General features: G+C 65.7%; 20 protein-coding genes. 11 read left to right on the top strand and 9 right to left on the bottom strand.

Translation table 11 applies throughout. The annotated features are described in order from the left end of the window. Window positions 1–3: 3 nt before the first annotated feature. Window positions 4–810, bottom strand: coding sequence for a fumarylacetoacetate hydrolase family protein (locus WDM86_18345; protein ID MEI9991986.1), 807 nt, complete (start codon window positions 808–810; stop codon window positions 4–6). A 192-nt stretch (window positions 811–1002) separates the two neighbouring features. Here WDM86_18345 and WDM86_18340 point away from each other — a divergent pair, with 192 nt between their 5' ends. After that, entirely contained in the window at window positions 1003–2862 is a 1860-nt protein-coding gene (locus tag WDM86_18340) for an NAD(P)/FAD-dependent oxidoreductase (protein MEI9991985.1), read from the top strand. Window positions 2863–2882: 20 nt separating this feature from the next. Here WDM86_18340 and WDM86_18335 read toward each other — a convergent pair whose 3' ends face one another. Continuing rightward, the gene (locus WDM86_18335; protein MEI9991984.1) at window positions 2883–3518 is read right to left on the bottom strand and encodes a GntR family transcriptional regulator; all 636 of its coding nucleotides are present in this window, start codon (window positions 3516–3518) and stop codon (window positions 2883–2885) included. A gap of 164 nt (window positions 3519–3682) precedes the next feature. On the opposite strand from WDM86_18335, the gene WDM86_18330 reads away from it, so the two are divergent. The 6 genes from WDM86_18330 (at window position 3683) to WDM86_18305 (ending at window position 9929) form a co-directional block, all read left to right on the top strand. Then, window positions 3683–4585, top strand: coding sequence for an alpha/beta fold hydrolase (locus WDM86_18330; protein MEI9991983.1), 903 nt, complete (start codon window positions 3683–3685; stop codon window positions 4583–4585). Then, the gene (locus WDM86_18325) at window positions 4585–5574 is read left to right on the top strand and encodes a 3-carboxyethylcatechol 2,3-dioxygenase (GenBank protein MEI9991982.1); all 990 of its coding nucleotides are present in this window, start codon (window positions 4585–4587) and stop codon (window positions 5572–5574) included. Before WDM86_18330 ends, WDM86_18325 begins: the two co-directional genes overlap by 1 nt. Further along, entirely contained in the window at window positions 5571–6497 is a 927-nt protein-coding gene (locus tag WDM86_18320; protein MEI9991981.1) for a VOC family protein, read from the top strand. The genes WDM86_18325 and WDM86_18320 overlap by 4 nt, the downstream gene beginning before the upstream one ends. Window positions 6498–6620: 123 nt before the next feature. Next, the gene (locus WDM86_18315) at window positions 6621–8939 is read left to right on the top strand and encodes a TonB-dependent receptor (GenBank protein ID MEI9991980.1); all 2319 of its coding nucleotides are present in this window, start codon (window positions 6621–6623) and stop codon (window positions 8937–8939) included. Between the two features lie 14 nt (window positions 8940–8953). After that, window positions 8954–9331 (top strand): hypothetical protein, encoded by a 378-nt coding sequence (locus WDM86_18310; GenBank protein MEI9991979.1) that lies wholly within the window; start codon window positions 8954–8956, stop codon window positions 9329–9331. Between the two features lie 136 nt (window positions 9332–9467). Next, window positions 9468–9929, top strand: a complete 462-nt coding sequence (locus WDM86_18305) for a PAS domain-containing protein (protein MEI9991978.1) — start codon at window positions 9468–9470, stop codon at window positions 9927–9929. Between the two features lie 69 nt (window positions 9930–9998). On the opposite strand, the gene WDM86_18300 is transcribed toward WDM86_18305, so the two are convergent. Beyond that, window positions 9999–10466, bottom strand: coding sequence for a hypothetical protein (locus WDM86_18300; protein MEI9991977.1), 468 nt, complete (start codon window positions 10464–10466; stop codon window positions 9999–10001). Window positions 10467–10498: 32 nt separating this feature from the next. After that, entirely contained in the window at window positions 10499–12592 is a 2094-nt protein-coding gene (locus WDM86_18295) for a TonB-dependent receptor (protein ID MEI9991976.1), read from the bottom strand. 135 nt (window positions 12593–12727) lie between these two features. Between WDM86_18295 and WDM86_18290 the strand changes: the two genes are divergently transcribed. The 4 genes from WDM86_18290 to WDM86_18275 all read left to right on the top strand — a co-directional run bounded on the left by WDM86_18290 (window position 12728) and on the right by WDM86_18275 (window position 16534). Beyond that, window positions 12728–13810 carry a ChuX/HutX family heme-like substrate-binding protein gene (locus tag WDM86_18290; GenBank protein MEI9991975.1) on the top strand — a complete coding sequence of 361 codons (1083 nt, stop codon included), beginning with the start codon at window positions 12728–12730 and terminating at the stop codon, window positions 13808–13810. After that, window positions 13807–14664 carry an ABC transporter substrate-binding protein gene (locus WDM86_18285; protein MEI9991974.1) on the top strand — a complete coding sequence of 286 codons (858 nt, stop codon included), beginning with the start codon at window positions 13807–13809 and terminating at the stop codon, window positions 14662–14664. The genes WDM86_18290 and WDM86_18285 overlap by 4 nt, the downstream gene beginning before the upstream one ends. A gap of 74 nt (window positions 14665–14738) precedes the next feature. Next, window positions 14739–15752 carry an iron ABC transporter permease gene (locus tag WDM86_18280; protein MEI9991973.1) on the top strand — a complete coding sequence of 338 codons (1014 nt, stop codon included), beginning with the start codon at window positions 14739–14741 and terminating at the stop codon, window positions 15750–15752. After that, window positions 15749–16534: a heme ABC transporter ATP-binding protein gene (locus WDM86_18275; GenBank protein MEI9991972.1), complete on the top strand. Its 786-nt coding sequence runs from the start codon at window positions 15749–15751 to the stop codon at window positions 16532–16534. Before WDM86_18280 ends, WDM86_18275 begins: the two co-directional genes overlap by 4 nt. A 7-nt stretch (window positions 16535–16541) precedes the next feature. On the opposite strand, the gene ssuD is transcribed toward WDM86_18275, so the two are convergent. The 5 genes from ssuD to WDM86_18250 all read right to left on the bottom strand — a co-directional run bounded on the left by ssuD (window position 16542) and on the right by WDM86_18250 (window position 22167). Further along, on the bottom strand, window positions 16542–17675 hold the full coding sequence (gene ssuD / locus WDM86_18270; GenBank protein MEI9991971.1) for an FMNH2-dependent alkanesulfonate monooxygenase: 1134 nt from the start codon (window positions 17673–17675) through the stop codon (window positions 16542–16544). Window positions 17676–17700: 25 nt separating this feature from the next. Further along, a complete protein-coding gene (locus WDM86_18265) occupies window positions 17701–18675 on the bottom strand; it encodes an aliphatic sulfonate ABC transporter substrate-binding protein (GenBank protein MEI9991970.1) in 975 nt (324 codons plus the stop codon). Next, on the bottom strand, window positions 18668–19627 hold the full coding sequence (gene epsC / locus WDM86_18260) for a serine O-acetyltransferase EpsC (protein ID MEI9991969.1): 960 nt from the start codon (window positions 19625–19627) through the stop codon (window positions 18668–18670). Before epsC ends, WDM86_18265 begins: the two co-directional genes overlap by 8 nt. Before the next feature lie 99 nt (window positions 19628–19726). Next, the gene (locus tag WDM86_18255; GenBank protein ID MEI9991968.1) at window positions 19727–20824 is read right to left on the bottom strand and encodes a histidinol-phosphate transaminase; all 1098 of its coding nucleotides are present in this window, start codon (window positions 20822–20824) and stop codon (window positions 19727–19729) included. After that, on the bottom strand, window positions 20821–22167 hold the full coding sequence (locus WDM86_18250) for an LLM class flavin-dependent oxidoreductase (GenBank protein ID MEI9991967.1): 1347 nt from the start codon (window positions 22165–22167) through the stop codon (window positions 20821–20823). Before WDM86_18250 ends, WDM86_18255 begins: the two co-directional genes overlap by 4 nt. Between the last annotated feature and the right edge of the window lie 367 nt (window positions 22168–22534).

Genomic DNA, 22534 nt, shown 5'->3' with positions numbered 1-22534 from the left:
TTCTCAGCGCCCGAATTGCACATGGACCGAGCCGAGTCCGGCGATCGATGCCGTGAAGGTGTCCCCCGGCGCGGCCGCGATCATCGGACCAAGCGCGCCAGCGAGCACGATGTCGCCTTTCGCAAGGGGACTTCCCAGGCTGGCCATCCTGCGGGCGAGCCATCGCAGCGCAATCAGCGGATTTCCGAGACAGGCGGCGCCGGCGCCGAACGATGTCGGCTCGCCGTTCTTTTCCAGCACCATGCCGCAGAGTTGCAGGTCGATATTGCGCAGCGCCGCGGGCGTCGTGCCAAGCACGAACAGGCCCGACGACGCATTGTCGGCGATGGTGTCGATCAGGCCGATATTCCAATTCTCGATGCGGCTGTCGACGATCTCGATGGCCGGCAGCGCATGGGCGACTGCGTCCGCCAGTGCGGACAGATCATCGGCCGCCGGATCCGGCGTGTGGCCAAGCACGAAGGCGATCTCCGCCTCCACTTTCGGCTGGATCAGCCGGCCCGCCGCCACCGTGCCGCCATCCTCAACCTGCATGTCGGCGAACAGCGCGCCGAAATCCGGTTGGTCGACGCCCAATTGCGCCTGTACCGATTTCGCGGTGAGACCGATCTTGGCCCCGACCCGCTTGCGCCCTTCGCGGAGCCAGAAGCGGGTATTTTCGGACTGGATTGCATAGGCGTCGTCGGCCGTCGCGCCGGCGAGGGCGTCGCGGATCGGTGCCAGCGGCCGGCCGGCATAGGCCTCGCGCAGGCGCGCCGCTATGGCCGCGTGATCGATACCGGCGGTTGCCGTCTTGGTGCCCGCTGCCATTTCCGTCCCCATGTCTTGTCCGCCCTTAAGCGGCGGCCGTTCGTTCCGTGTTCGACCATCTTGCATGCTAGCATATAATCTATATGATCGGTGCGACGTTTGCTCAAGCCCTTTTCTCGACCCGGGCGGGCAGGCGCCACAGACCCGAAGAGTGTCTGGACGAACAGAAACGGCGACTGGGAGGCGATTGCGATGACGGATGCCGGGGGGAAGCCTGCGTCTTACGAGGCGCTGCATCGGAAATATCTCGACGAACGCGACAAGCGGCTGCGGCGCGACGGCCAAAGCCAATACATCGAAGCCACCGGCGAGTTCGAAGGCTTCGTTGCGGACCCCTATATCGACACGCCGCTTGTGCGCGACGCCGTCGTCGAGGATGTCGATGTCGCGATTGTCGGCGGCGGCCTCGGTGGCCTTCTGACCGCGGCAAAGCTTCGCGATCTGGGCGTCAACTCGTTCCGTATCATCGAGCAGGCCAGCGACTTCGGCGGCACCTGGTATTGGAATCGCTATCCCGGCGTGCGCTGTGACATCGAATCCTATGTCTATATGCCGTTGCTCGAGGAAGTCGGAACGATCCCGCGCGAGAAATACGTGGCGGGCGGGGAGATTTTCGAGCATTGCCAGGCGATCGGCCGGCACTACGGCCTCTACGAGCAGGCCCTGTTCCAGACCAAGGTCCTCACCATCGCCTGGGACGAGGCGTCGGCGCGTTGGCATATCAAGACCGATCGCGGCGATGTGCTGCGCGCCCGTTTCGTTACGGTGAGCCAGGGCCCGCTGGCGAAAGTGAAATTGCCGGGCATTCCCGGGATCAAGTCGTTCAAGGGCAAGCTGTTCCACAGCAGTCGCTGGGACTATCGCTATACCGGCGGCGACGCCAGCGGCGGGCAGACGAAGCTGTCCACCGAGCGCGTCGCGGTGATCGGCACCGGGGCCACGGCGGTGCAGATCGTGCCCAGGTTAGCGCCGCATGCCGGCCATCTGTTCGTGTTCCAGCGCACGCCGTCCGCCATCGATGTGCGCGACAACGCGCCGACCGATCGGGACTGGTTCAAGAGCCAGCCGCCCGGCTGGCAGCAACAGCGCATGAACAATTTCCTGGCGCTCATCTCCGGCCTGCCGCAGAGCGAAGACATGGTCGGCGACCGTTGGACGGATTTCTGGAAGCGCTTCGGCGCCCTGATGGCCGAACAGCACGAAACGGGATCGCAAGTCCCGCCGCCCGAGCTGATGCAGCGCGTCGACTACGAAAAGATGGAAGAGATCCGGCAACGCGTGTCCGAGATCGTCAAGGATCCCAGAATCGCCGAAGCCGTGAAGCCCTGGTACAATTATCTCTGCAAGCGGCCCCTGTTCAGCGACGATTTCCTGCAGGCCTTCAACCGGGAAAACATCACGCTCGTCGATACGGATGGGCATGGCGTCGATGCGATCACCGAAGCGGGCGTGGTCTTCAATGGCCGTGAATACGCCGTCGAATGCATCGTTTTCGCGACCGGCTTCGACGTCGGCGCGCCGCCGCACAAGGTGGGCGGCTACACATTGATCGGCCGAAACGGTGTGACGCTCGACACGAAATGGGCGCATGGCGTGCGCTCGGTGCACGGCACGCAGATCGCCGGATTTCCCAATTTCCATATCGTCGGCGGCACCGCGCAGGGAACCACGGCGTTCAACTTCACGCACACGCTGTCGATGCAGGCGGTCCACGCGACCGATCTCATCGCGCGCTGCCTGGAGAGCGGCGTCAGGACCATGGAGGTCACGCCCGAGGCCGAGCAGCGCTGGCTGGCGGAACTGCAAGCCAAGCACCACGACATGACGCATTTCTACGAAGAGTGCACGCCGGGCTTCCTGAACAACGAGGGCGAGTTCCGGGACAAGCCGACCTTCGTCGGCGGGACCTATGGCGCCGGCCCGTTGGAATATGAGCGCGTGATCGGCGAATGGCGCGCCGGCGGCTTCGCGGCCGACACGGTCGTCACTTACGGGGATGCCTCCGTCCAGTCCGGCCGTACGTCGTCGCCGCTGAAGGAGCCTGTCGCGTAGGCCGGTGATTGCTTGACGGGTTAGCGGTCCTTCAGGCCCGACAGCACCGCGCTGGCGACGGCCGCGATATGGCCCTCCGCCACCAAGCGCGCTCGCTCCGGCTGCCGCTTGGTGATCGCATCGATGATCTGTTCATGCTCGCGCACCGCATCGGACATGAAGGCGCCAAACCCCGCTGAATGGGTGATGAAGAAGTCGCTCATGTTGAAGTTGGCGCGCTGCTTCTCGTCCAGCAGCGGCGAGCGCGCCATGATGTGCAGCAGGTGATGGAACACGCGATTGAGGGCGGCATGGGCGTGGGCATCCGCGGTGCGCTCGATGGCCACGAGGCGTTCCTGCGTCCGGACCAGTTCGCGCAGCTGCTCCTCGGTGCGCCTTGTCGCGGCGAGCTCCGCCAGAAGGCCCTCCATGCGCTGGAACATCAGGAAGAAGTCCGCGATCTCGTCGCGGCTGGGATCGATCACCTGGCAGCCGACCTGCGGGATGATGCGGACGAAGCCGTCGGCGCTCAGCCGGTTGAGCGCGGCCATGATCGGCTGGCGGCTGGCGCCCGTCTCCGTCGCCAGTTCTTTCACCAGCAAGCGGTCGCCGAAAGCGTAGCCCGCGTTGACGAGACGGTCGATGACCAGATCGTAGATCCGGTTGTTCTTGCTCAATTCCGGCGTCCTTCTCGCACCCGCATTGCGTCTGCGAGCGGTGGCGGTTTCCGCCAACGCTTCTAAAGGGTTCGAAGCCGTGCCGCCAATATCTTGCATGCTAGTATTTACATCTCCATCTTACATGCTAGTATACATCAAAGTGGACGCTCGGGGAGGGCGCTATGGCCTATCTGTGGCCTGAGATCGCGAACGGAGCGATCCGGCTGGGCTTCGTGAATGCCGGCGGTATCCGCACCCGCTATATCGAGGCCGGCGACACGGCTTCGTCCGAAGCCGTGGTGTTCGTGCACGGCACCGGCGGCCATCTCGAATCCTTCACGCGCAATCTGCTGCCGCATGCCGAGCGGTTCCGCACCGTCGCGCTCGATATGGTCGGCCATGGCTTCTCGGACAAGCCCGATCACGACTATGAGATTCCGCACTATGTCCGTCATCTGCTCGATTTCTGCGATGCGCTCGGCATCGAACGCGCCCATCTTCACGGCGAGTCGCTGGGCGGTTGGATCGTCGCGCAATTCGCCATCGACCATCCCGAGCGCGTGGCCTCGCTGACGCTCAACACCGCCGGCGGCCTCAACACCGATCCGGTGGTCATGAAGCGGGTCTACACCGTCACCATGAAGGCAGTGGCCGAGGCGAGTCCCCAAACGGTGCGCGCCCGTCTCGAATGGCTGATGAACGATCCATCGCGCGTGACCGATGATCTGGTCGAGCTGCGCCATCGCATCTACACCCAGCCGGGGTTCCTGCGCGCGATGGAACACATTCTGTGTCTCCAGGACATGGAGATCCGCATGCGCAATGTGCTCACCGACGAAGGCCTCACGCGCATCGGCGCGCCGACGCTGGTGATCTGGACGGAGCACGATCCCACCGCGCCGGTCGCGACCGGGGAGCGTTTCGTCGCCGCCATCCCCGATTCGCGCCTGGTCGTCATGAGCGATTGCGCGCACTGGCCGCAATGGGAGAAGGCCGAAGAATTCAACGCGCTCCATCTCGATTTTCTTGCGGAACATGCGGGTTCGGTCCCGCGCATCCGCGCCGCCGCGGCCGGAGACCGATAATGACCGTGCGCCTCATCTGCGCCTCGCACACGCCGCTGATGGACCACGTCGCCGCCGACCCGCTCGTCGACCGCGAGGTGCGCGCGCACTTCTCCACTCTCGCGGACCAGGTTCGCGCCTATGACCCGCAACTGGTCATCATCTTCGCACCCGACCATTTCAAGGGCTTCTTCTACGACATGCTGCCGCCGTTCACGATCGGCATACGGGCCACGGCGATCGGCGACTACGATATCGGCGCCGGCGACTTCGACGTGCCGGAGGCGCTGGCCGTGGATTGCGTCCGGTCGGTGCTGGCCGACGATGTCGACATCGCCATGTCCTATCGCATGCAGGCCGATCACGGCTTCGCCCAATTGCTGGTGCTGCTGACCGGACGCGTCGACAGCTACCCGGTGCTGCCGGTCCACATCAACTGCGCAGGACCGCCGCTTCCGTCCTTCCGTCGCGTCCGCAGGCTGGGAGAGGCCATAGGAACCTGGGCGGCGGCGCTCGATTTGCGCGTGCTGCTGCTGGGGTCCGGTGGGCTGTCGCACGATCCGCCGATCCCGAAAATGGCGAATGCATCGCCCAAGGTCGCGGAGATGCTGATCGCGGGGCGCAATCTTCCAATCGAGGCCCGGCGCGCGCGCGAGCAGCAGAATTTTGAAACGGCGCGCAAGCTCATGAAAGGCGAAGGCGCCGCGCTGCCCCTCAATCCCGACTGGGACCGCTCGTTCATGGACGGATTGGCGCGCGGCGAACTCGATCTGCTCGATCGCGTCACCGACGAGGAACTCACGCGCACAGCCGGTTGCGGCGGACACGAAGTCCGCTCCTGGATTGCCGCCTATGCGGCGCTCGGCGCGTCCGGCCCTTACCATTCGAAAACCCTGTTCTATCGCGATATTGCAGCATGGAATGCCGGCATGGGCATTGCCGCGGCGGTGCCGGCCGTCGCGGACCGCCGGGTCCACGATCTCAAAGCTTCGATGGGAGGAGGCCAATGATCAACGCACTACGATACCTTGCGCTCGGCGTACCGGATTTGCGCGCCGGCATGGAGTTCTACACGACGTTCGGCCTCAACGCGCGCGAGGGGCAGGGCGACCGGATCGGTTTTCGCTGCGACGGCCGCGATCACGACGAAGTCGTGCTGATTGAAACCGGGCGCGACCGCAAATTCCATCACATTTCGTTCGGCGCCGATGCGAGCGGGTTGGCGCAGATCGATCGCAATCTGAAGGCGCGCGATATCGCGCGGCTCGATCCGCCTCACCGGGATGCGCCGGATGGACTCTGGTTTCACGATGCCGACGGCAACCTCGTCAATGTCCATGTCGCCGAACCGGCTCTGCCGCACGGCGAACCCGTGCCCGACATCAACTGGCCCGGTTCGGTCAGCCGGATCGGCCGGCGCGGATGCCCGCGGCCAGACATTGCCGCCAGGCCGCGCCGGCTGGGGCATCTTATCCTCTTCACGCCGGACGTGACGCGACAACTGCGCTTCTATTCCGACGTGCTCGGCATGCAGGTGAGCGACACCATCGTCGACGCCTACGCCGCCTTCCTGCGCACCACGGGCGACAGCGATCATCATGTGCTCGGCCTGCTGAACTCGCCGGCGCCCGGATTCCATCACGCCAGCTTCGAACTGGCATCGATCGACGAAACCGAAATCGCCGCGAAACGGATTCTGGGGAAGGGGTATCGCCACGCCTGGGGCCCTGGCCGCCACGGCGTCGGCTCCAACTATTTCCACTACTTCCGCGATCCCTGGAATGGGATGGCCGAATACTTCTTCGACATGGACCGGGTCGGGAAGGACACCGAGTGGAAGCCCGTGGACTGGACCAAGAAGGACGGGATGTTCCTGTGGTCCGCTGACGGGCCGCCGCCGCCGGATTTCGGCAAGAACTACGAAATCGCCTGAGCAGCAATTTTCACGGGAAACGGGACTCGGAGGAGGTCGTCCAGGAGAGACGAACCAAGACGCCAAAACAAAAAAAATAATCGGTGCTCGCCCGTAGCGAGCGAGAAGGGGAGGGATTTCACCATGAATTTTCGCAACAGCACCGCTGTGTGGATGGCGCTCGCGCTCGGCTCGGCCGTTTCGGTGGCGCAATCGAACGCCGCGCTCGCGGATGCTTCGGCAAGCGGGTCGCCGTCCGGCGCCGAGGCTATCGAGACGGTGGTCGTCACCGCCGAAAAACGCGCCGAAGACGTCCAGAAGGTTCCGATCAACATCACCGCGCTCGGCGCCAACAGGATCGCGACGCTCGATATCCGCAACGTCCAGGACCTGACGGCCTATGTGCCGAGCTTTCGCGTGACCGAGCCCGGCAATCCCGCGGTCTCCGCGCTCAGCCTGCGCGGCGTCGGACAACGCGACATCAACGTGCAGAACGAAGGCGCGGTCGCGGTGTTCGTCGACCAGGCCTATGTGAGCTTCATCCCGGCGGTGGCGCAGCCGATCTTCGACGTGGACCGCATCGAAGTGCTCAAGGGTCCGCAGGGAACGCTGTTCGGGCGCAACGCCACCGGCGGCCTCATCAACATCGTCACGCGTCAGCCGTCCCAGACCTTCGACGCCACTGCGATGGTGGAATATGGCAGCTACAACGAGGTCAATGTGCAAGGCGCCGTCGGTGGGGCGCTCAGCGACACGTTGAGCGCGCGGTTTTCCATCGCTTATGACCGGGACGACGGCTACATCAAGAACAGCATCGGTCCGTCGCTCGACGCGGAGAATAGCCTGGCCGCTCGGCTGCAGTTCCTGTGGGAGCCGACTTCCGACTTTCACTACACCGTATCCGCGCACATCTGGCGCTTCCTGCCGAGCCCGAGCGTCAGCGTCGCGCCGACCCCCTTCGTCCAGGAGCCCAGCGGCCTGGTGCGCCATCCAACCAGCGCCGCCGACTATGCCGCGTTCTGCGCCGGCGTCACGCACGGACTGGTGCCGACGCCGGCCGGCGCGTGGCAAGGCGGCAATTGCTTCGTCACGCAGCCTGATCCTTTCCACACCGCCGTCAGCCCGGAGGCGCGCTACAACCAGACCTATGGCGGCCTGACCGGCACCGGCCAGTGGGACATCAGCGACGACGTTACGCTGACGTCGGTCACCGACTATCAGCATCTCAACAACGACTTCCTGGTCGACGAGGACGCCGCGCCGCCGACGCTGTTCAACTACGAGATCCACGACAAGGACTCCAACCAGTTCTCGCAGGAACTGCGGCTGAGCGGCGCCAATTCGTGGCTCACCTGGGTCGCGGGAGCCTATTATCTCAATATCGACCACCACATCCTGGTCGTCACCGATCTGTACAACCATCCCGGCTTCGGCGTGCGGCTGCCCGCCGACTACCGCCAGCACACCGAGAGCTATGCCCTGTTCGGCCAGGCCGATATCGGCCTGACGGACAAGTTGACGCTCAGTCTCGGCTTGCGCGGCATCAACGACAACAAGTCCCTCCACAACGTTTCGACCTGCACGTCCAATCCGATGGCGCCGCCGAATCTCTGCGACATCCTCGGCACGGCCGTGTTCCCGGGCGCTATTGCTTTCAACCGCACCTATGACGGCAGCTTCAGCCACGCCGACTGGTCCGGCCGCGCCGTCATGAAGTACGAGCCCACCGACAACATCATGGTCTATGGCGGCGTCACCCGCGGCACCAAGAGCGGCGGCTTCAATTCGGGCGGCGCCGAATTCTATCCCGCCTCGGCCGTGGAGTTTAAGCCGGAAACGCTGATCAACTACGAGATCGGCGCCAAGGCGACGACCGACGACCGGCTTCTGACCGTGGATACGTCGTTCTTCTACTACGACTATAAGGACTACCAATCCTTCGCGGCGAGCACGGACGGCGGCTTGCGTGTGCTCAATGTCGACGCTCGCGTCAGGGGCGCGGAGCTCGCGCTCACCTTGCGGCCGTTGCCGGATCTCACCCTCATGGGGGCGGGCACCTATCTCGACACGCTGCAATACAATGTGCCGTTCCCCAGCGGCGGCAGCGGAAATTTCCAGATGCCCGACGCGCCGAGGTGGAGCTTCAACGGCGAGGTGCGTTACGGCTTCGAGGTGCAGGGCGACGACGAACTCTCGCTACAGCTCAACGGAGTCTATGTCGGCAGGCGTTCGATCAGCGCGATCGACTATCCGGACGAGCGTATCCCCGCCTATCACCGGTTCGACGCGCGGATCAACTACGATCTGCCCGGCGGCAAGTGGACGGCGGCCGCGTTCGTCAACAACTTCACTGACGAGACGATCATCGCGACGCGCGTGGATTTCGTCGGCCAGGTCGGCGCCGCCGTCGACACGCTCGATCGCCCGCGCTGGTTCGGCGGGTCTCTGACCTATCGCTATTGAAGAAAGGGACGCAGATGAGAAATCTTCGGCCGGTCGGCCTGATGACGGCGGTGGCGATATCGACGTGCCTGGCATCCGCCGCGACGGCCGGCGACATGTCCGGCCACTTCGGAAACACGGTCCTGTGCAAATACGCCAATGGCGACGTCACGAAGGTCCTAGTGGATTCGAATGGCGGCTTCACGGTGATCCCCACCGGCCATCCGTCCAGCACCGGCCGCTGGGCCGATGATGGAACGGCGGTCTGCTTCAATCAGACCAATCCGCCGCCGGGCGCCGGCGAAAAGCCGGTTTGCTATTCGTCCGAAGCCCGCAAGGTCGGCGATAGCTGGCCGATCACCGACCCGTTCGGCAATTCATGCACGGCGACCTTGGTATCCGGTCGCCCATAGACCGTCCATTTCCGCCGTGACGCGCACCACGGAGAACGGATCGGCACAGTCGGGAAGGACGGACAGGTCGAACGGAGGAGATTTGAAACCCGCGGCGACGTGTTGGGAGGTACATGGCCCTGAAGGGCGGGGCCATGTGTTTCGCTATGGGCGCGTGTCGGAGCCTGCGCATGCTTCCAACCGCAGCCTTCTGGCGTTCATCCGCAAATGCGAGGCGGCCGGAGGGCCGGTTGTCGGCCGGGATCTGCCGTCTCGCGAGATTTCGTCTCTCCTGCATTCCATCATGGTCATCGAGCCCGCCAGCGACGGCAATTTCCGCATCCGAGTCGCCGGATCTGGATTGCGACGTCCTTTCGGCCAGGAAGTGACATCGCTTCGATATTCGGCAATCCATGCGCATCCCCATGACGGGCCACATCAGGAAAACATGGCCGCCATTGTCGCCTCGGTGCTCGACACGGGCGAACCGTTCATCCTTGGCGTCCAGGAACTCCAACACGGCCTTGTCAAAGAGGCACGAGAAGCCGTGTTCGCGCGGATCCTCGCGCCGGATAGATTGACGCCCTGGGTTCTGGTGAGCGTCCTCTATTCCGAATGAAGCTTTGGAGTCCGGTTTTCGCGCGTATCCCGGAGCACGGGCCCCCAGCGCGACAGCCGCTACGTCCAGTCAGCTTCGGTCCAGAACTTCAAGGCGCCGGCCGCCTTGGATATGCTGGCGAACGGGCGCGGGGATGTGAAGGCTGGCTCGGTCGGCAAGCTCGGCAAGCGCCTGCACGCTCCGTGAAACCGCGTCCCGCTGGTCGGGCACGACCAGCCAGCGCAGATGCGCGGCCACGCGCTCTTCGTCGCCGTCTTGCGCCGCGGCAATAAGCGCCAGCATCGCCTGCTCGTCTGTGGTGCGGTGACTGCACCTCGGAGGTCCGACGCAGAGCCTATGCCGGCTGCCATTGCCGAGGGTCGTCAGAAAAACGCTCAACGCCGACAGAACATCCATCGCCTGCGCCCCGGCCGCGGCGGCGAGTTCGTCCCGCAGCACCGGGCATCGCGCCCGTCCGGCGACCAGCATGCGCCAGGCGAAGACCATCACATGTTCCGCATGATCGCCTTCGGCCTCCCCCAGTGCGGGCGCAAGCATGACGGACCCTTTATCCGAATGGTTTGTCGGAATCACCATGTGTAGCTATAGCTGGCGAGGATCTTGATGTTGCGTCCCGCCGCGCTCACGCCCTGGGCATAGGGCGCGTAATCGGCGTCCGACAGATTGTCGATACCCGCGTCGACCCTGAACCCCTGCAGCCTGCCCTTGGGCTGCCAACTCGCATAGAGGTCCAGCAGCGTGTAGCCCTTGCGGTCGTCGGTCGGCGGATCGTTGCTGGCCGGATCGTAGCTCTTGTGGAACGAGCCCGCGTTTTGCACGCGCAGGTTCAAGGCGCTGTCCACTTCCGGAATTTTGAGCGTCGCGATCAGCGAGACGATATCGGGCATCAGCGAGTTCAGCGCGAAAGGCGTGCCGCGTTCCTTGCCGCTGATCGTGCCGTAGTCGGCCTGCAGCGCCCAACGCGGCGCGTCGTAGATCGCTTCCACCTCGGCGCCGTGCAGACTCGCATCGACATTGACCGAAGTCGTCTGGCCGACATTGCAGCCGGCCAGGAAGGTCGGCGGCGTGAAGCAACCCATGCTGTAGAAGGTCGGCGGCGTGAAAACGCTGAGATCGATGAAGTCGTCGACGTTCTGATTCCAGTACGAGGCCTTGCCGCGCAGCGTGTCGCCCGCTGTGACGACATCGTTGAATAACACGCCGGCGCCGGCCTCCCAATATCTCGACGTCTCCGGCTTGAGATTGGGATTGGGCTGGAACGTGTTCGCCACCGAAACGCCGGGCAGAATCGGGTGCGGCACTTCGAAGTGAATACCGCTCAGATAGAGTTCGTTGATTCCCGGCGCGCGGAACGCCTCGCCGACATTGCCGAAGATGAAGAACCAGTCGACCGGCGCGTAGGTTGCGGCAAGCTTGGGCGAGGTCGCGCTCTTGTTGAGGTCGGGATTGCCCGTGGAGGAGGAACTGAACGAATCGTAACGCACGGCCGGGATCAGCGTCAGCTTGCCGGGCGCGCCCAGCGGATGATCGACAGTGGCTTCGATCTGCGCGAAGGCGCCCCAGAACTCGTCCTTGCCGTTCGGCACGCCGGAGCGCACGCCGCCGACCCCGGCGCTGTCGGTGCCGACTTGGCTGTCCTGATACCACTCGCCGCCGAAGGTGAAGAGGCCGGAAACGTTGGCGAAGGCGAAGGGAATGCGGTTGTCGGCGCTGAAACCGTCGGTCTTGATGTCCTGTACCGCGCGATCGCCCGTCGCCGGATCGATTTCGAGGACCCTGCCTTCGACGTGATAAGGCGTCAGGTGCAGATCGACGAGGTCGGTGCCGGAGGGCTTCCAGTCGATTTCGCCGGAGACCTGCTGATTGGTGACGCGCTTGTCGATCGGCGCCCCAGTCGAAACGCCCTGGCCGTCGTCGGGTTCGACCGCGTCGTCCTGATAGCCCTGATAGGATACCTTGACGCTCAGCCCATCGCCGAAATCGTAGCCGATCTTGCCGAAACCGGTGACGACGTCGTCGTCCGCGGCGAGCGAAGCGCCGGAGCCGAGCTTGATGTTGCCGGAACTGCGTTCGCCGATGCTGCCGATGACGTCGAGATCGCCGATATGGGTGAAGCCCGTCGCCATGCGCAGGAACTCGTCGTCGACGCCCTGATAGCCGAGCGCCACGCGGACGCCGGCGGTCAGGCCCGCGCCGAGCAGGTCCGAGGCGTCGACCGTGCGAAACGCGATCACGCCGCCCAGCGCCCCGGAACCATAGAGCGACGAATTGGGGCCGCGCACGACATCGACGCCGGCGAGCAGCGACGGATCGAGGAAGAACTGGCCGTCATGGCCGGACGTCCAGCTTTGGCGAACGCCATCGACCAGTACCAACACGTCCTGGCCGCCCAGGCCGCGAATACTGGGGCTCTCGCCGGTGCGCCGCGGACCGCCGACGAACTGGACGTTCGGCATCCCGTAAAACAGGTCCGACACGGTCGACGGGATGTCCGCCTGGATCTCGTTGTAATCGCGCACATCCACCATGCCGGGAAAGGTCGCGACCGCTGTCGGATTGCGCGTTCCCGTCACCGTTACGGTTTCGACCGACGCCACCTGCAGCGGCGCGGCGCCATCGGCCCAGGCCGCTCCCGCGCCGGTCAGAAAACAAACGGACGTCAAAAGCAAACGGCGAAAATTACGCATTAAAGAGCCCCTCAATCTGGCTTGACTGCGAATGACTCGCAGGTGCAATCTCAATGCACCATTTTTGCAATTGCGAGTCAATTGCAATACAGATCGTTATCGGAGGACCGAATGAGCGACGCCGCAATTGCCGCACCCACGAAGGGCAAACGTCTGTGGGGGGCGACCCTACGCAGTGCCTGGAACGAGCTCAACGAGCGGACCGGCGGAAAACTCCGTTCGCGTGACGCCGCCCTGCGCCTGCGCGTCAGTGAAGGCGAGTTGATCGCGAGCCTTGTCGGCACGAGCGCGACGCGTCTTCGCACCGACGGGGCGAACATCGTCAAGGACATCCCCGCCCTCGGCCCGGTGATGGCGCTGACCCGCAACGAGCATTGCGTGCACGAGAAGATCGGTCCCTATCTGGACGTCACCATCAATGCGATGCATGGGCTGGTGTTGGGCGAGCAGATCGACCTGCGCATCTTCCCGTCGCGCTGGCACCACACCTTCGCGGTGATCGATGAGACCGACGACGGCCCGCGCCGCTCGCTGCAGATCTTCGATGCCGATGGCGCGGCGGTTCACAAGATCTATCAGAAGCCGGCAACGGACATCGCGGCCTTCGACCGGCTGATCGAAAGCTGGCGGGCGGCGGACCAGTCGCCGGTGCTCGAAATCGCGGACGTGCCGGCGTCGAAAGGCGACCGCGCCGATACCGAGATCGATGTCGAACGCCTGCGCCGCGAATGGTCGGCGCTGGAAGACACCCATGAGTTCTTCGGCATGCTGCGGGGCCTCGAAGTCGGGCGCCTGCAGGCTTTGCGGCTCGCCGGCTCCTCGTTTGCGCGGGCCGTCGTGCCCGATGCGCTCGCCCGCGTCCTCGAAGCCGCGCACGATACTTCGACGCCGATCATGGTGTTCGTCGGCAATCCCGGCTGCATCCAGATCCATACCGGCACGGTGACCAATCTCAAGCGCATGGGGCCGTGGTTCAACGTGCTCGATCCGACCTTCAACCTGCATCTGCGCGAGGACGCGATCGCCTCCGCCTGGGTCGTGCGCAAACCGACGCGGGACGGCGATGTCACTTCGCTCGAACTGTTCGACAAGGATGGCTTCTGCTTCACGCAATTGTTCGGGGCCCGCAAGCCCGGCAAGCCGGAACTTGCAGCGTGGCGCGCGATCCTCTCCGCCATTCCGGTATCTCCATGAAGCGTGCGATCGGCCTTGCGGCCGCTTTGTGGCTCGTGGCGGCGCCGTCTTCGGCGGCGCCCGCCGGGCGCATCGTGACGCTGGGTGGCGACGTGACCGAGATCGTCTTCGCGCTCGGGCAGCAGGGCCGCATCGTCTGCGACGACCAGACCTCGCTCTATCCGGCGGCGGCCACCAAGCTGCCGCAGGTCGGTTACCTGCGCACGCTCGCGGCCGAGGGCGTGCTCTCCTGCAAGCCTGATCTCATTCTCGCGTCGGAGGATGCGGGGCCGCCGGCGGCGATGACGCAACTCGGCACCACGGGCATCCCAATCGTCCATGTGCCGAACGCCCATAGCGCGGACGCCGTGCCGGCGAAGATCGCGATTATCGCCGAGGCGCTGGGCGTCGCAGACCGCGGCAAAGCTTTGCAAGACAGATATCGAACCGCGCTTGCCGGCGTGAAGGTCCGGCTCGCGGCTTTCCGCGACCATCCGCGCGCGGTCTTCCTGATGGCGCAGGGGCCCGGTGGCGCCATGGCGGCCGGCCGCGACACCGCGGCCGATGTGATGCTGACGCTCGCGGGGGCGCAGAATGTCGCTTCCGGCTTCAGCGGCTATAAGCCGCTCACGCCGGAAGCGGCCATCGACCTCAAGCCCGATGTCATCATCGTCGCCGATCACGCCGTGCGCATGCTGGGCGGCATCGAGTCGCTGCGCGCCCGCCCGGAGATCGCGATGACGCCCGCCGGCCAGTCGGGACGCATCGTCGCGATGGATGCGCTGCTGTTGCTGGGCTTTGGGCCGCGCACGCCCGATGCGCTTGCGGCGTTGGCGGCGGCGCTGCACGCGCCTGCAATCGCGACGCTGCACTGATCGCCATGGCGGTTGTCGCGGAAAGTACTTTCGATCCGGTCCGTGATCCGCTGCGGTTGCGCCGACACATTATATTGGCGGGACTGGCGGGCGCGCTGGCGGCGGCCTGCCTGCTCGCCGCCACGGTCGGCGCGCTGTCGATTCCCTTCTCCCATGTCGTGGCCGCGCTGCTTGGCCGTCTTGGGATCGACATCGGAATACCGGTCTCGTCCGTCGAAAACGCCGCACTCTTTAGTATCCGCCTGCCGCGTGTCGCGCTCGGCCTCGGCGTCGGTGCGACGCTCGGAGTCTCGGGCGCCGCGCTGCAGGCGCTGTTCCGCAATCCGCTGGCCGATCCCGGCCTGATCGGCGTGTCGGGCGGCGCGGCCTGCGGCGCGGTCGGCTGGATCGTCCTGGGCGCCAGCGCGCCGCTATGGATGCACGGCGCCTTTGCGCTGCCCATGGCGGCCTTTGCCACCGCGCTTCTGGCGACGGCCCTGGTCTATGCGATCGGCCGTTCGCGTTCTCGCACGGATGTAGCGACCTTGCTGCTCGCGGGCCTTGCCGTGAACGCGCTGACAACCGCGATCGTCGGCTATCTGACCTATCTGGGCAGCGACGCCCAATTGCGCGCCCTGACGTTCTGGCTCCTGGGCGGCCTCGGCGGCGCGACCTGGGATCAGATCTGGCCGGTGCTGCTCCTGATGGCGGCGGCACTCGCCGCGTTCGGGCCGTTGCTGCGCAGCTATGACGTGCTGGCACTGGGCGAAAGCGCCGCCGGCCATCTCGGTCTATCCGTCGAAACCATCCGCCGCGTCACCATCCTGTTGACGGCGCTGGGCGTGGGTGCCGGCGTGGCGCTGACCGGCATCGTCGGCTTCGTCGGCCTGGCGGCGCCGCATCTGCTGCGCCTGATGGGCGGCTCGGCGCATCGCTTCGTCCTGCCCGGTTCGGCTTTGCTGGGCGCTTTGCTGGTCGTGCTCGCCGACGTCGCGGCGCGGCTGCTCGTCATGCCGGCCGAGCTTCCCATCGGCGTCGTGACCAGCGCGCTCGGCGCGCCGTTCTTCATCTGGCTGTTGCGCCGCCGCCTGGGCGAGGCCGCGCCATGAGCCTGCGCGGACAGGACATTGTCGTGCGAGCCGGCGCACGCCGCATTCTCGACGGTGTCACCATCGAGGTGCCACCGGGCACGGTGACCGCCGTCGTCGGACCCAACGGCGCCGGCAAATCGACGCTTCTGAAAGTCCTCTCCGGCGACATCGTGCCGGAAGCGGGACACGTCACGCTCAACGGCAAGGCCTTGTCGTCCTGGCGGCCCGAGGACCTCGCATTGCAGCGCGCCGTCCTGCCGCAATCGCCCGAACTCGCCTTCTCGTTCCGCGCCTGGGACGTGGTGGAGCTCGGCCGTCATCCTCATCGCGGCCGCGCCAACCGCGATGCCGACCGCGCTGCGGTGCATGGTGCGATGGCTGCCACCGAGACGGCCGCGTTCGCGGCGCGCGATTGCCGGACCTTGTCCGGCGGCGAACTACATCGTACGCACTATGCGCGCACGCTGGCACAATTGTGGGATCCGCTGACCGACGGCCGGGCTCGTTTCCTGCTGCTCGACGAGCCGACATCGAGCCTCGATCTGTTTCACCAGCACGCGATTCTCGCCAAGGCGCGCGACATCGCGCGGGCAGGCGCCGGCGTATTGGCGATCCTGCACGACCTCAATCTCGCCGCGGCCTATGCCGACCGGTTGATCGTGCTGGCGCATAGCCGCGTCGAGGCGGAAGGCGCGCCGCAGGACGTGCTGACCACCGAACGGATCGCGCGGGTGTGGCGCGTCGACTGTTCCGTCATATCCGCCGGCGGAATCGTGCAGGTCATGGTGGCACCGCGCTAGGTGCCTCTCAACCCGCCGCGCGCGCCCTGGTATCGCTTGAGAATATGGTGGAGGCACCGGCGCCAAGACCGAGGGCCGGAAACAACAGCTCCGCGACGCGATAGGCTTCCTCCAGATGCGGATAGGCCGATCCGATCACCGTATCGACGCCCAGGGCCTGGTATTCGCGGAGGCGTTCGGCGACCGTCTTCGGATCGCCGACCAGCGCCGTCGCCGCGCCTTCGCGCACCAGCCCGATGCCGGCCCACAGATTGGGACTGATCTCCAGCTTGTCCGTCTTGCCGCCGCCGTGCAGTTCCACCATGCGGCGCTGGCCTTCCGATTGCTCGACGCGCTTGGCGATGCGCGCCTGCGCGGTCGCGATGATCTCGGGCGTTAGCCGGCTGATGAGGCGATTGGCCGTGTCCCAGGCTTCGGCTTCGGTTTCGCGCACCACGAAGTGCAAGCGGATGCCGAAGCGGATTTTGCGGCCGGCCCTTGCCGCGGCCTCGCGCACTTCCTTGAATTTCTCCGCGACCTGCGCGGGCGGTTCGCCCCAGGTGAGATAGAGATCGGCATGCTCGGCCGCGACCGCGACACCGGCGGGCGATGAGCCGCCGAAATAGATCGGCGGATACGGCCTCTGCACCGGCGGGAAGACGAGCGGCGTGCCGCCCTTCGCCGAAAGGTATTTGCCGTGGAAATCGATCGGGGCGCCCGCCATGATGCGCCGCCAGAGCGTGAGAAACTCGGCGGTCTGCTCATAGCGCTCGTCATGCCCGAGGAACAGGCCGTCATAAGCAAGCTCCGTCGGATTGCCGCCGGTCACCACATTGAGCAGCAGCCTTCCGTCGGAAATCTGGTCCAGCGCGGCGGCCTGCCTTGCGGCGAGCGCCGGCGTCAGGATTCCGGGCCGCAGGGCGACGAGGAATTTGAGCCGTTCGGTGAGCGGCGCCAGCGCCGACGCCAGCGTCCAGCCGTCGAAGCAGCCATGGCCGGTCGGAAGCAGCACGCCGCCATAACCCAGGCGGTCGGCGGCCAGCGCGATGTCGCGCATATAGCCGAAATCCGCCGGCCGGCGCAGTTCCTCGGAGCCGAGATAGCTGCCGTCGCCGGCGCTCGGCAGGAACCAGAAGAAATTGAGTTTCTTGTCTTGGGTCATGGGATGTTCGCTTTCGATGAGAGGTTCATTTCCAGTCGAGATGCGCCACGGCGTCGGCCACCTTCACGGGATGTGGAATAATGCCCAGGCGGGCGAAATCGTCCGCCACGTCCTGCTGGCGGGCGATGATTCCGGCGTCGAGCGGCACGATCCCGAAATCCGCCCGCGCGAACGCCGCGCTGACGATTGCGAGGTCGAGGCCATTGATCTTCGAGACCAGTTCGCTGGCTGCGGCCCGATTGGCGGCGATCCATTGTCCGACCGTGCACAGCTCGTCAAGGATGGCGCGGACCACGCCGGGATTGCGTTCGGCGAAGGCCCTTGACGCCAGGAAGAACGAGGCGCTGTGGACGAAGGGCTCGGCGTTCGATAGGACCCGCGCGCCGGCGTTGCGCTCCGCATCGGCATAATAGGGGTCCCAGATAAACCAGGCATCGAGACTGCCGCGCACGAAGGCCGCCCTTGCATCGGACGGCGCAAGATAGATCGGCGTAACGTCGGACAGAGTCAGGCCCGCCGAATGCAGCGCCGAGACGGCGAAGTAATGCGCGCTGGAACCACGCGTGAAGGCGACTCTGCCGCCCTTCAAATCCGCGATGCGGGAGATTTTCGAGCTGGGTGGAAGCAGGATCGCCGAACTCCGACCCCGCACGGGGACGGCGGCGACGTAGACGAGGTCGGTGCCGGACGCCTGGGCGAAGATCGGCGGCGTGTCGCCGGTCGCGCCAAAATCGATGCCGCCGGCCGCGAGCGCCTCGAGAAGCGGCGGACCGGACGGAAATTCGGCCCATTCGACCTTGCCGATCCCCGACGCGGCGAGGTGTTGCTCCAGCCGCTTCTGCTGCTTGGCGATGACGAGTACGCCGTCCTTCTGGTACCCGATGCGGACGGTGTCGGCCCGCGCGGCGGTGTTCCGGCCGCAGCTGGCGAGCGGCACGGCCGTCAGCGCAAGCGCCGCGCCGCCGTGAAGCAGGCCGCGACGGGACAGGGTCTCAAGCATCGCGGGTCTGCGCCTGTGTGATGTTGCTTCCCGGCGGCACGCTTTGCGTCAGCCAGACATTGCCGCCGATGGTCGAGCCGCGACCGATGGTGATGCGGCCAAGGATCGTGGCGCCGGCATAGATCACGACGTCGTCTTCCACGATCGGATGGCGCGCGATGCCCTTCACCAGAATGCCGTCGCGATCGACGGGAAACCGCTTGGCGCCCAGCGTCACGGCCTGGTAGAGCCGCACGCGGTCGCCGATGACGGCGGTTTCGCCGATCACCACGCCGGTGCCGTGATCGATGAAGAAGCTCGTGCCGAGCTCGGCGCCCGGATGGATGTCGATGCCGGTCCGCGAATGGGCGATGTTGGAAATCAGCCGGGCGATCAGCGTCGCGCCAAGTAGATGCAGCGCGCGCGCCAGTCGGTAATGGATGACGGCCACCATGCCGGGATAGCCGAGCAGGATTTCGGTCACCGTCGTCGCGGCGGGATCGCCCTCATAGGCCGCTTGCAGATCGGCCACGAGCAGGGCGCGGATCGCAGGAAGCCGTGCCGCGAAAGCGGTCGTAATGTCGCGCGCCACGCGATCTGCGGCGTCGCGCTCCGCCGTGTCGCCGCCGAGCGGAAGGGCGCGGCGGATCTGTTCTTCCAGCGCCACCAGCGTGTCTTCCAGCATGCCGCGGACGAACCCGTCGATCCGCTCGCCGCTCAGCTCCGGCTGGCCGTAATGAGTGGGAAAGAGGGCGGCCGACAGTCCTTCGACGATCCCGGCAATGGCCGTGCTGGACGGAAGCCGACGGGCGATGCCGCCCTCGCGAATATTGTGCGTCACCTCGCGCGATCGGCGCAGCTCGGCCACGACGGTGTCCAGATTCAGCGGGCTCGCCGCGCCGTCCGCGCCCGGGGCGCCGCCGGACGATCCGGAGGGTTCCTCGCGAAGCGCGACTTTCGAAGAATCTCTCATGACGTGATGTCCGCGGGCCGGCATCGCCGGCCGCGGCGCGGCCCTCAGCAACATCTACTGATATTCTATCAGAATGATAGAGTATGTCCAGTCAACTGCTCAGCCGAGCAGCTTGCGCACTGCGGCACGGGCGCGCGCGTTCTCGTCGGGCAGGCCGATGGAAATGCGGGCCCAGCGGTCGAGCGGCGGGAAGGCCCGGGCGATCTCGATGCCCTCGGCCAGCAGGGCGGCGGCAAAGGTCTCATGGGGCTGGCGCGTCTCGAAGAAGACGAAATTGCCGCGCGAGTCGCTGCGGCGGACACCCAGGCCGTCGAGCAGCGTATTCCAGGCCTGGCGCTCGGCCACCACTTTGGCGCGAATCGCGGGGATACAGCCGCTATCGCGCAGGCTGGCCGACGCCGCCGCCAGCGCGAGACGATTAAGTTCGTGCGGCGCGCCGAGCCCTTTCTTCTTCAGCGAAGCCGCGAGCGGTTTCGGCGCTACGGCATAGCCGATGGACAACCCCGCCAGGCCATAGATTTTCGCGAAGGTGCGGAAGACCATCACATTCGCGCCCCCGCGCGTCAGCGTGACGGCGGTGCGCTCCGCGAAGTCCGGCTCGAATTCGAGATAGGCTTCGTCCACGATGACCGTCGTCTTCGCGGCGGCCGCGCGCAGGAAAGCCTTGAACGCGGCGGTCTCGCTGACCGTGCCGCTCGGATTGTGCGGATTGACGAGATAGATCGCGCGCGTCCGCGGCGTTATGCGCGCCGCGACGGCGGGCAGGTCGTTCTCCAGCCGATCGTTCAGCGGCACGCCGACGACCGCGCCGCCGCCTGGCGCCACGGCATCGACCAGCGCGGTATAGCCGGGCTCGGAATAGACGAACTCACCGCCGGGACCGCCGTCCAGCGCGAGCTGCAGGCCCAGCGCGTCGAGGATTTCGCCTAGGATGATCTGGTCGGCGGACACCCCTTCGATCGCCGCGATCTGTTCTTCCAGGGCGCGCGCCTCGCCGCCGACATAGCGGTCGGCCTCGTCAAGCTGCTTCAGGATCGCGCGGCGCGCGAGCGGCGATGGGCCGAACGGGTTCTCGTTCAACGACAGGCGCGCATGCACCGGCGGCGCGGCTTCGACCGCGCTCGACAGCGCCACGCTCCCGGCCGCCACCGCACCGAGCCATGCGCGCCGCGTCAGGCCGTCCCCGCCGGCCGTCACGCCGGGGCGGCCGTCTTGGCGAAGAAACGGTTCTCCGGCCGGGGCAAGCCCAGATTCTCGCGCAGCGTGGTGCCTTCATATTCGCGCCGGAAGATGCCGCGGCGCTGAAGCTCCGGCACGACCTGGTCCACGAACTCGTCCAGGCCCTGCGGCACGGTGGGGAACATGATGTTGAACCCGTCGCAGGCGTCGCTGAAAAGCCACTCTTCCATCTTGTCGGCGATTGTCTTCGCCGTGCCGACGAAGGCAAGCCCGCCATAGGCGCCGACGATCCGCGCCAGCTGGCGGATGGTCAGGTTGTCCCGCCGCGCGCGGTCGATCAGCGCCTGGCGACCGCTCTGGCTGGCATTGGTCTCGGGGAGGTCCGTCGGCAACGGCCCGTCAAGGTCGAAACCGGAGACGTCCGTCCCCAGCCGCATCGACAGGTTCGGCAAGCCGCTGTCCGGATGGACGAGGCTGTCCAGCAATTCCTGCTTGCGTCGCGCCTCCGCATCCGAATCTCCGACAACAACCAGCGCGCCCGGCAGAACTTTCAAATGGTCGCGCGGCCGGCCGAGCCTGTCGAGGCGGCCTTTCACATCGGCATAGAAGCGCTGTGCGTCGGCCAGCCTTCCGCCGGCGGCGAAGATCACTTCGGCGGTTTCGGCGGCGATCTGCTTGCCGGCCTCCGACGCACCGGCCTGCACGATCACTGGCCAGCCCTGGATCGGCCGGGCGACGTTGAGCGGACCACGCACCTTCAGGAACTCGCCCTTGTGGTCGAGGACGTGCAGCTTGTCGGGATCGAAATAGACCGCGTTCTCGGTGTCGCGGATGAAGGCGTCGTCCGCCCAGCTATCCCATAGCCCGGTCACGACATCGAAGAACTCGCGCGCCCGGCGATAGCGGGTGTCGTGCTCCCAATGCTCCTCCCGTCCGAAATTCCACGCCTCCGTCGGGTTGCCGGAGGTGACGAGGTTCCATCCCGCGCGCCCGCCGCTGATGTGGTCGAGCGAGGCGAATTTGCGCGCGACGTGATAGGGCTCGTTATAGGTCGTCGACGCGGTGGCGACGAGGCCGATGCGCTCCGTCACCATTGCCAGCGCCGGCAACAGGGTCAGCGGATCGAACGAGGTCACCGTGGCGCTACGCTTCAGCGCCGACATCGGCATGTTCAGCACCGCCAGGTGATCGGCCATGAAGAAGGCGTCGAATTTGCCCTGTTCCAGCTTCTGCGTGAACCGCACCAGATGCTTCAGGTTGAAATTGGCGTCCGGATAGGCGCCCGGATAGAGCCACCAGGCGGTGTGGATCCCGACGGGTCGCATGAAGGCGCCAAGCTTCAACTGCCGCGAACTGCTCATGGGAGGCTCTCTTTCTTCCGGGGCGCGATGCCGCCCTGTGTGTGGACACCCAGTTCTGTAAGTAGTGTCGCCCGCATCGCAGAAAAGCCCGTCATTGTCGGATCGCGCGGTTGTCGCCAGTTCGGACTTGATCCGTCCGTCGGCCGGCACAAAGGTGCGGCCGGCCAGCGGCGGTCGGAGGCGAAGGAAGAGGCTGCGAGCGACATGGGGCGCTTTAAGTCTACAAGGACGATATAGTATATCTTGTCGATGGCTTCAAACGGCGCAGACCCGTCATGCATTTCCGAAGCCGGGGTTTCGCATGCGTGCTGCGGGACCGGCCAGCGGCCGGTGTTTGAGAGACAGGAATGACGGTGCAGGATATGTC

Source organism: Rhizomicrobium sp. (assembly GCA_037200045.1).
GTDB lineage: Bacteria > Pseudomonadota > Alphaproteobacteria > Micropepsales > Micropepsaceae > Rhizomicrobium.
Note: the sequence above shows the minus strand (reverse complement) of the source record. Positions and strands in the feature narration are given on the sequence as shown.

Bases quoted from the DNA above. Each gene is read 5' to 3' on its own strand.
- WDM86_18330 (MEI9991983.1), top strand. From the start codon at position 3,683: ATGGCCTATCTGTGGCCTGAGATCGCGAACGGAGCGATCCGGCTGGGC.
- WDM86_18265 (MEI9991970.1), bottom strand. From the start codon at position 18,675: ATGCTTGAGACCCTGTCCCGTCGCGGCCTGCTTCACGGCGGCGCGGCG.
- WDM86_18285 (MEI9991974.1), top strand. From the start codon at position 13,807: ATGAAGCGTGCGATCGGCCTTGCGGCCGCTTTGTGGCTCGTGGCGGCG.
- WDM86_18320 (MEI9991981.1), top strand. From the start codon at position 5,571: ATGATCAACGCACTACGATACCTTGCGCTCGGCGTACCGGATTTGCGC.
- WDM86_18325 (MEI9991982.1), top strand. From the start codon at position 4,585: ATGACCGTGCGCCTCATCTGCGCCTCGCACACGCCGCTGATGGACCAC.
- WDM86_18345 (MEI9991986.1), bottom strand. From the start codon at position 810: ATGGCAGCGGGCACCAAGACGGCAACCGCCGGTATCGATCACGCGGCC.
- WDM86_18275 (MEI9991972.1), top strand. From the start codon at position 15,749: ATGAGCCTGCGCGGACAGGACATTGTCGTGCGAGCCGGCGCACGCCGC.
- ssuD (MEI9991971.1), bottom strand. From the start codon at position 17,675: ATGACCCAAGACAAGAAACTCAATTTCTTCTGGTTCCTGCCGAGCGCC.
- epsC (MEI9991969.1), bottom strand. From the start codon at position 19,627: ATGAGAGATTCTTCGAAAGTCGCGCTTCGCGAGGAACCCTCCGGATCG.
- WDM86_18300 (MEI9991977.1), bottom strand. From the start codon at position 10,466: ATGCTTGCGCCCGCACTGGGGGAGGCCGAAGGCGATCATGCGGAACAT.
- WDM86_18340 (MEI9991985.1), top strand. From the start codon at position 1,003: ATGACGGATGCCGGGGGGAAGCCTGCGTCTTACGAGGCGCTGCATCGG.
- WDM86_18315 (MEI9991980.1), top strand. From the start codon at position 6,621: ATGAATTTTCGCAACAGCACCGCTGTGTGGATGGCGCTCGCGCTCGGC.
- WDM86_18290 (MEI9991975.1), top strand. From the start codon at position 12,728: ATGAGCGACGCCGCAATTGCCGCACCCACGAAGGGCAAACGTCTGTGG.
- WDM86_18250 (MEI9991967.1), bottom strand. From the start codon at position 22,167: ATGAGCAGTTCGCGGCAGTTGAAGCTTGGCGCCTTCATGCGACCCGTC.
- WDM86_18310 (MEI9991979.1), top strand. From the start codon at position 8,954: ATGAGAAATCTTCGGCCGGTCGGCCTGATGACGGCGGTGGCGATATCG.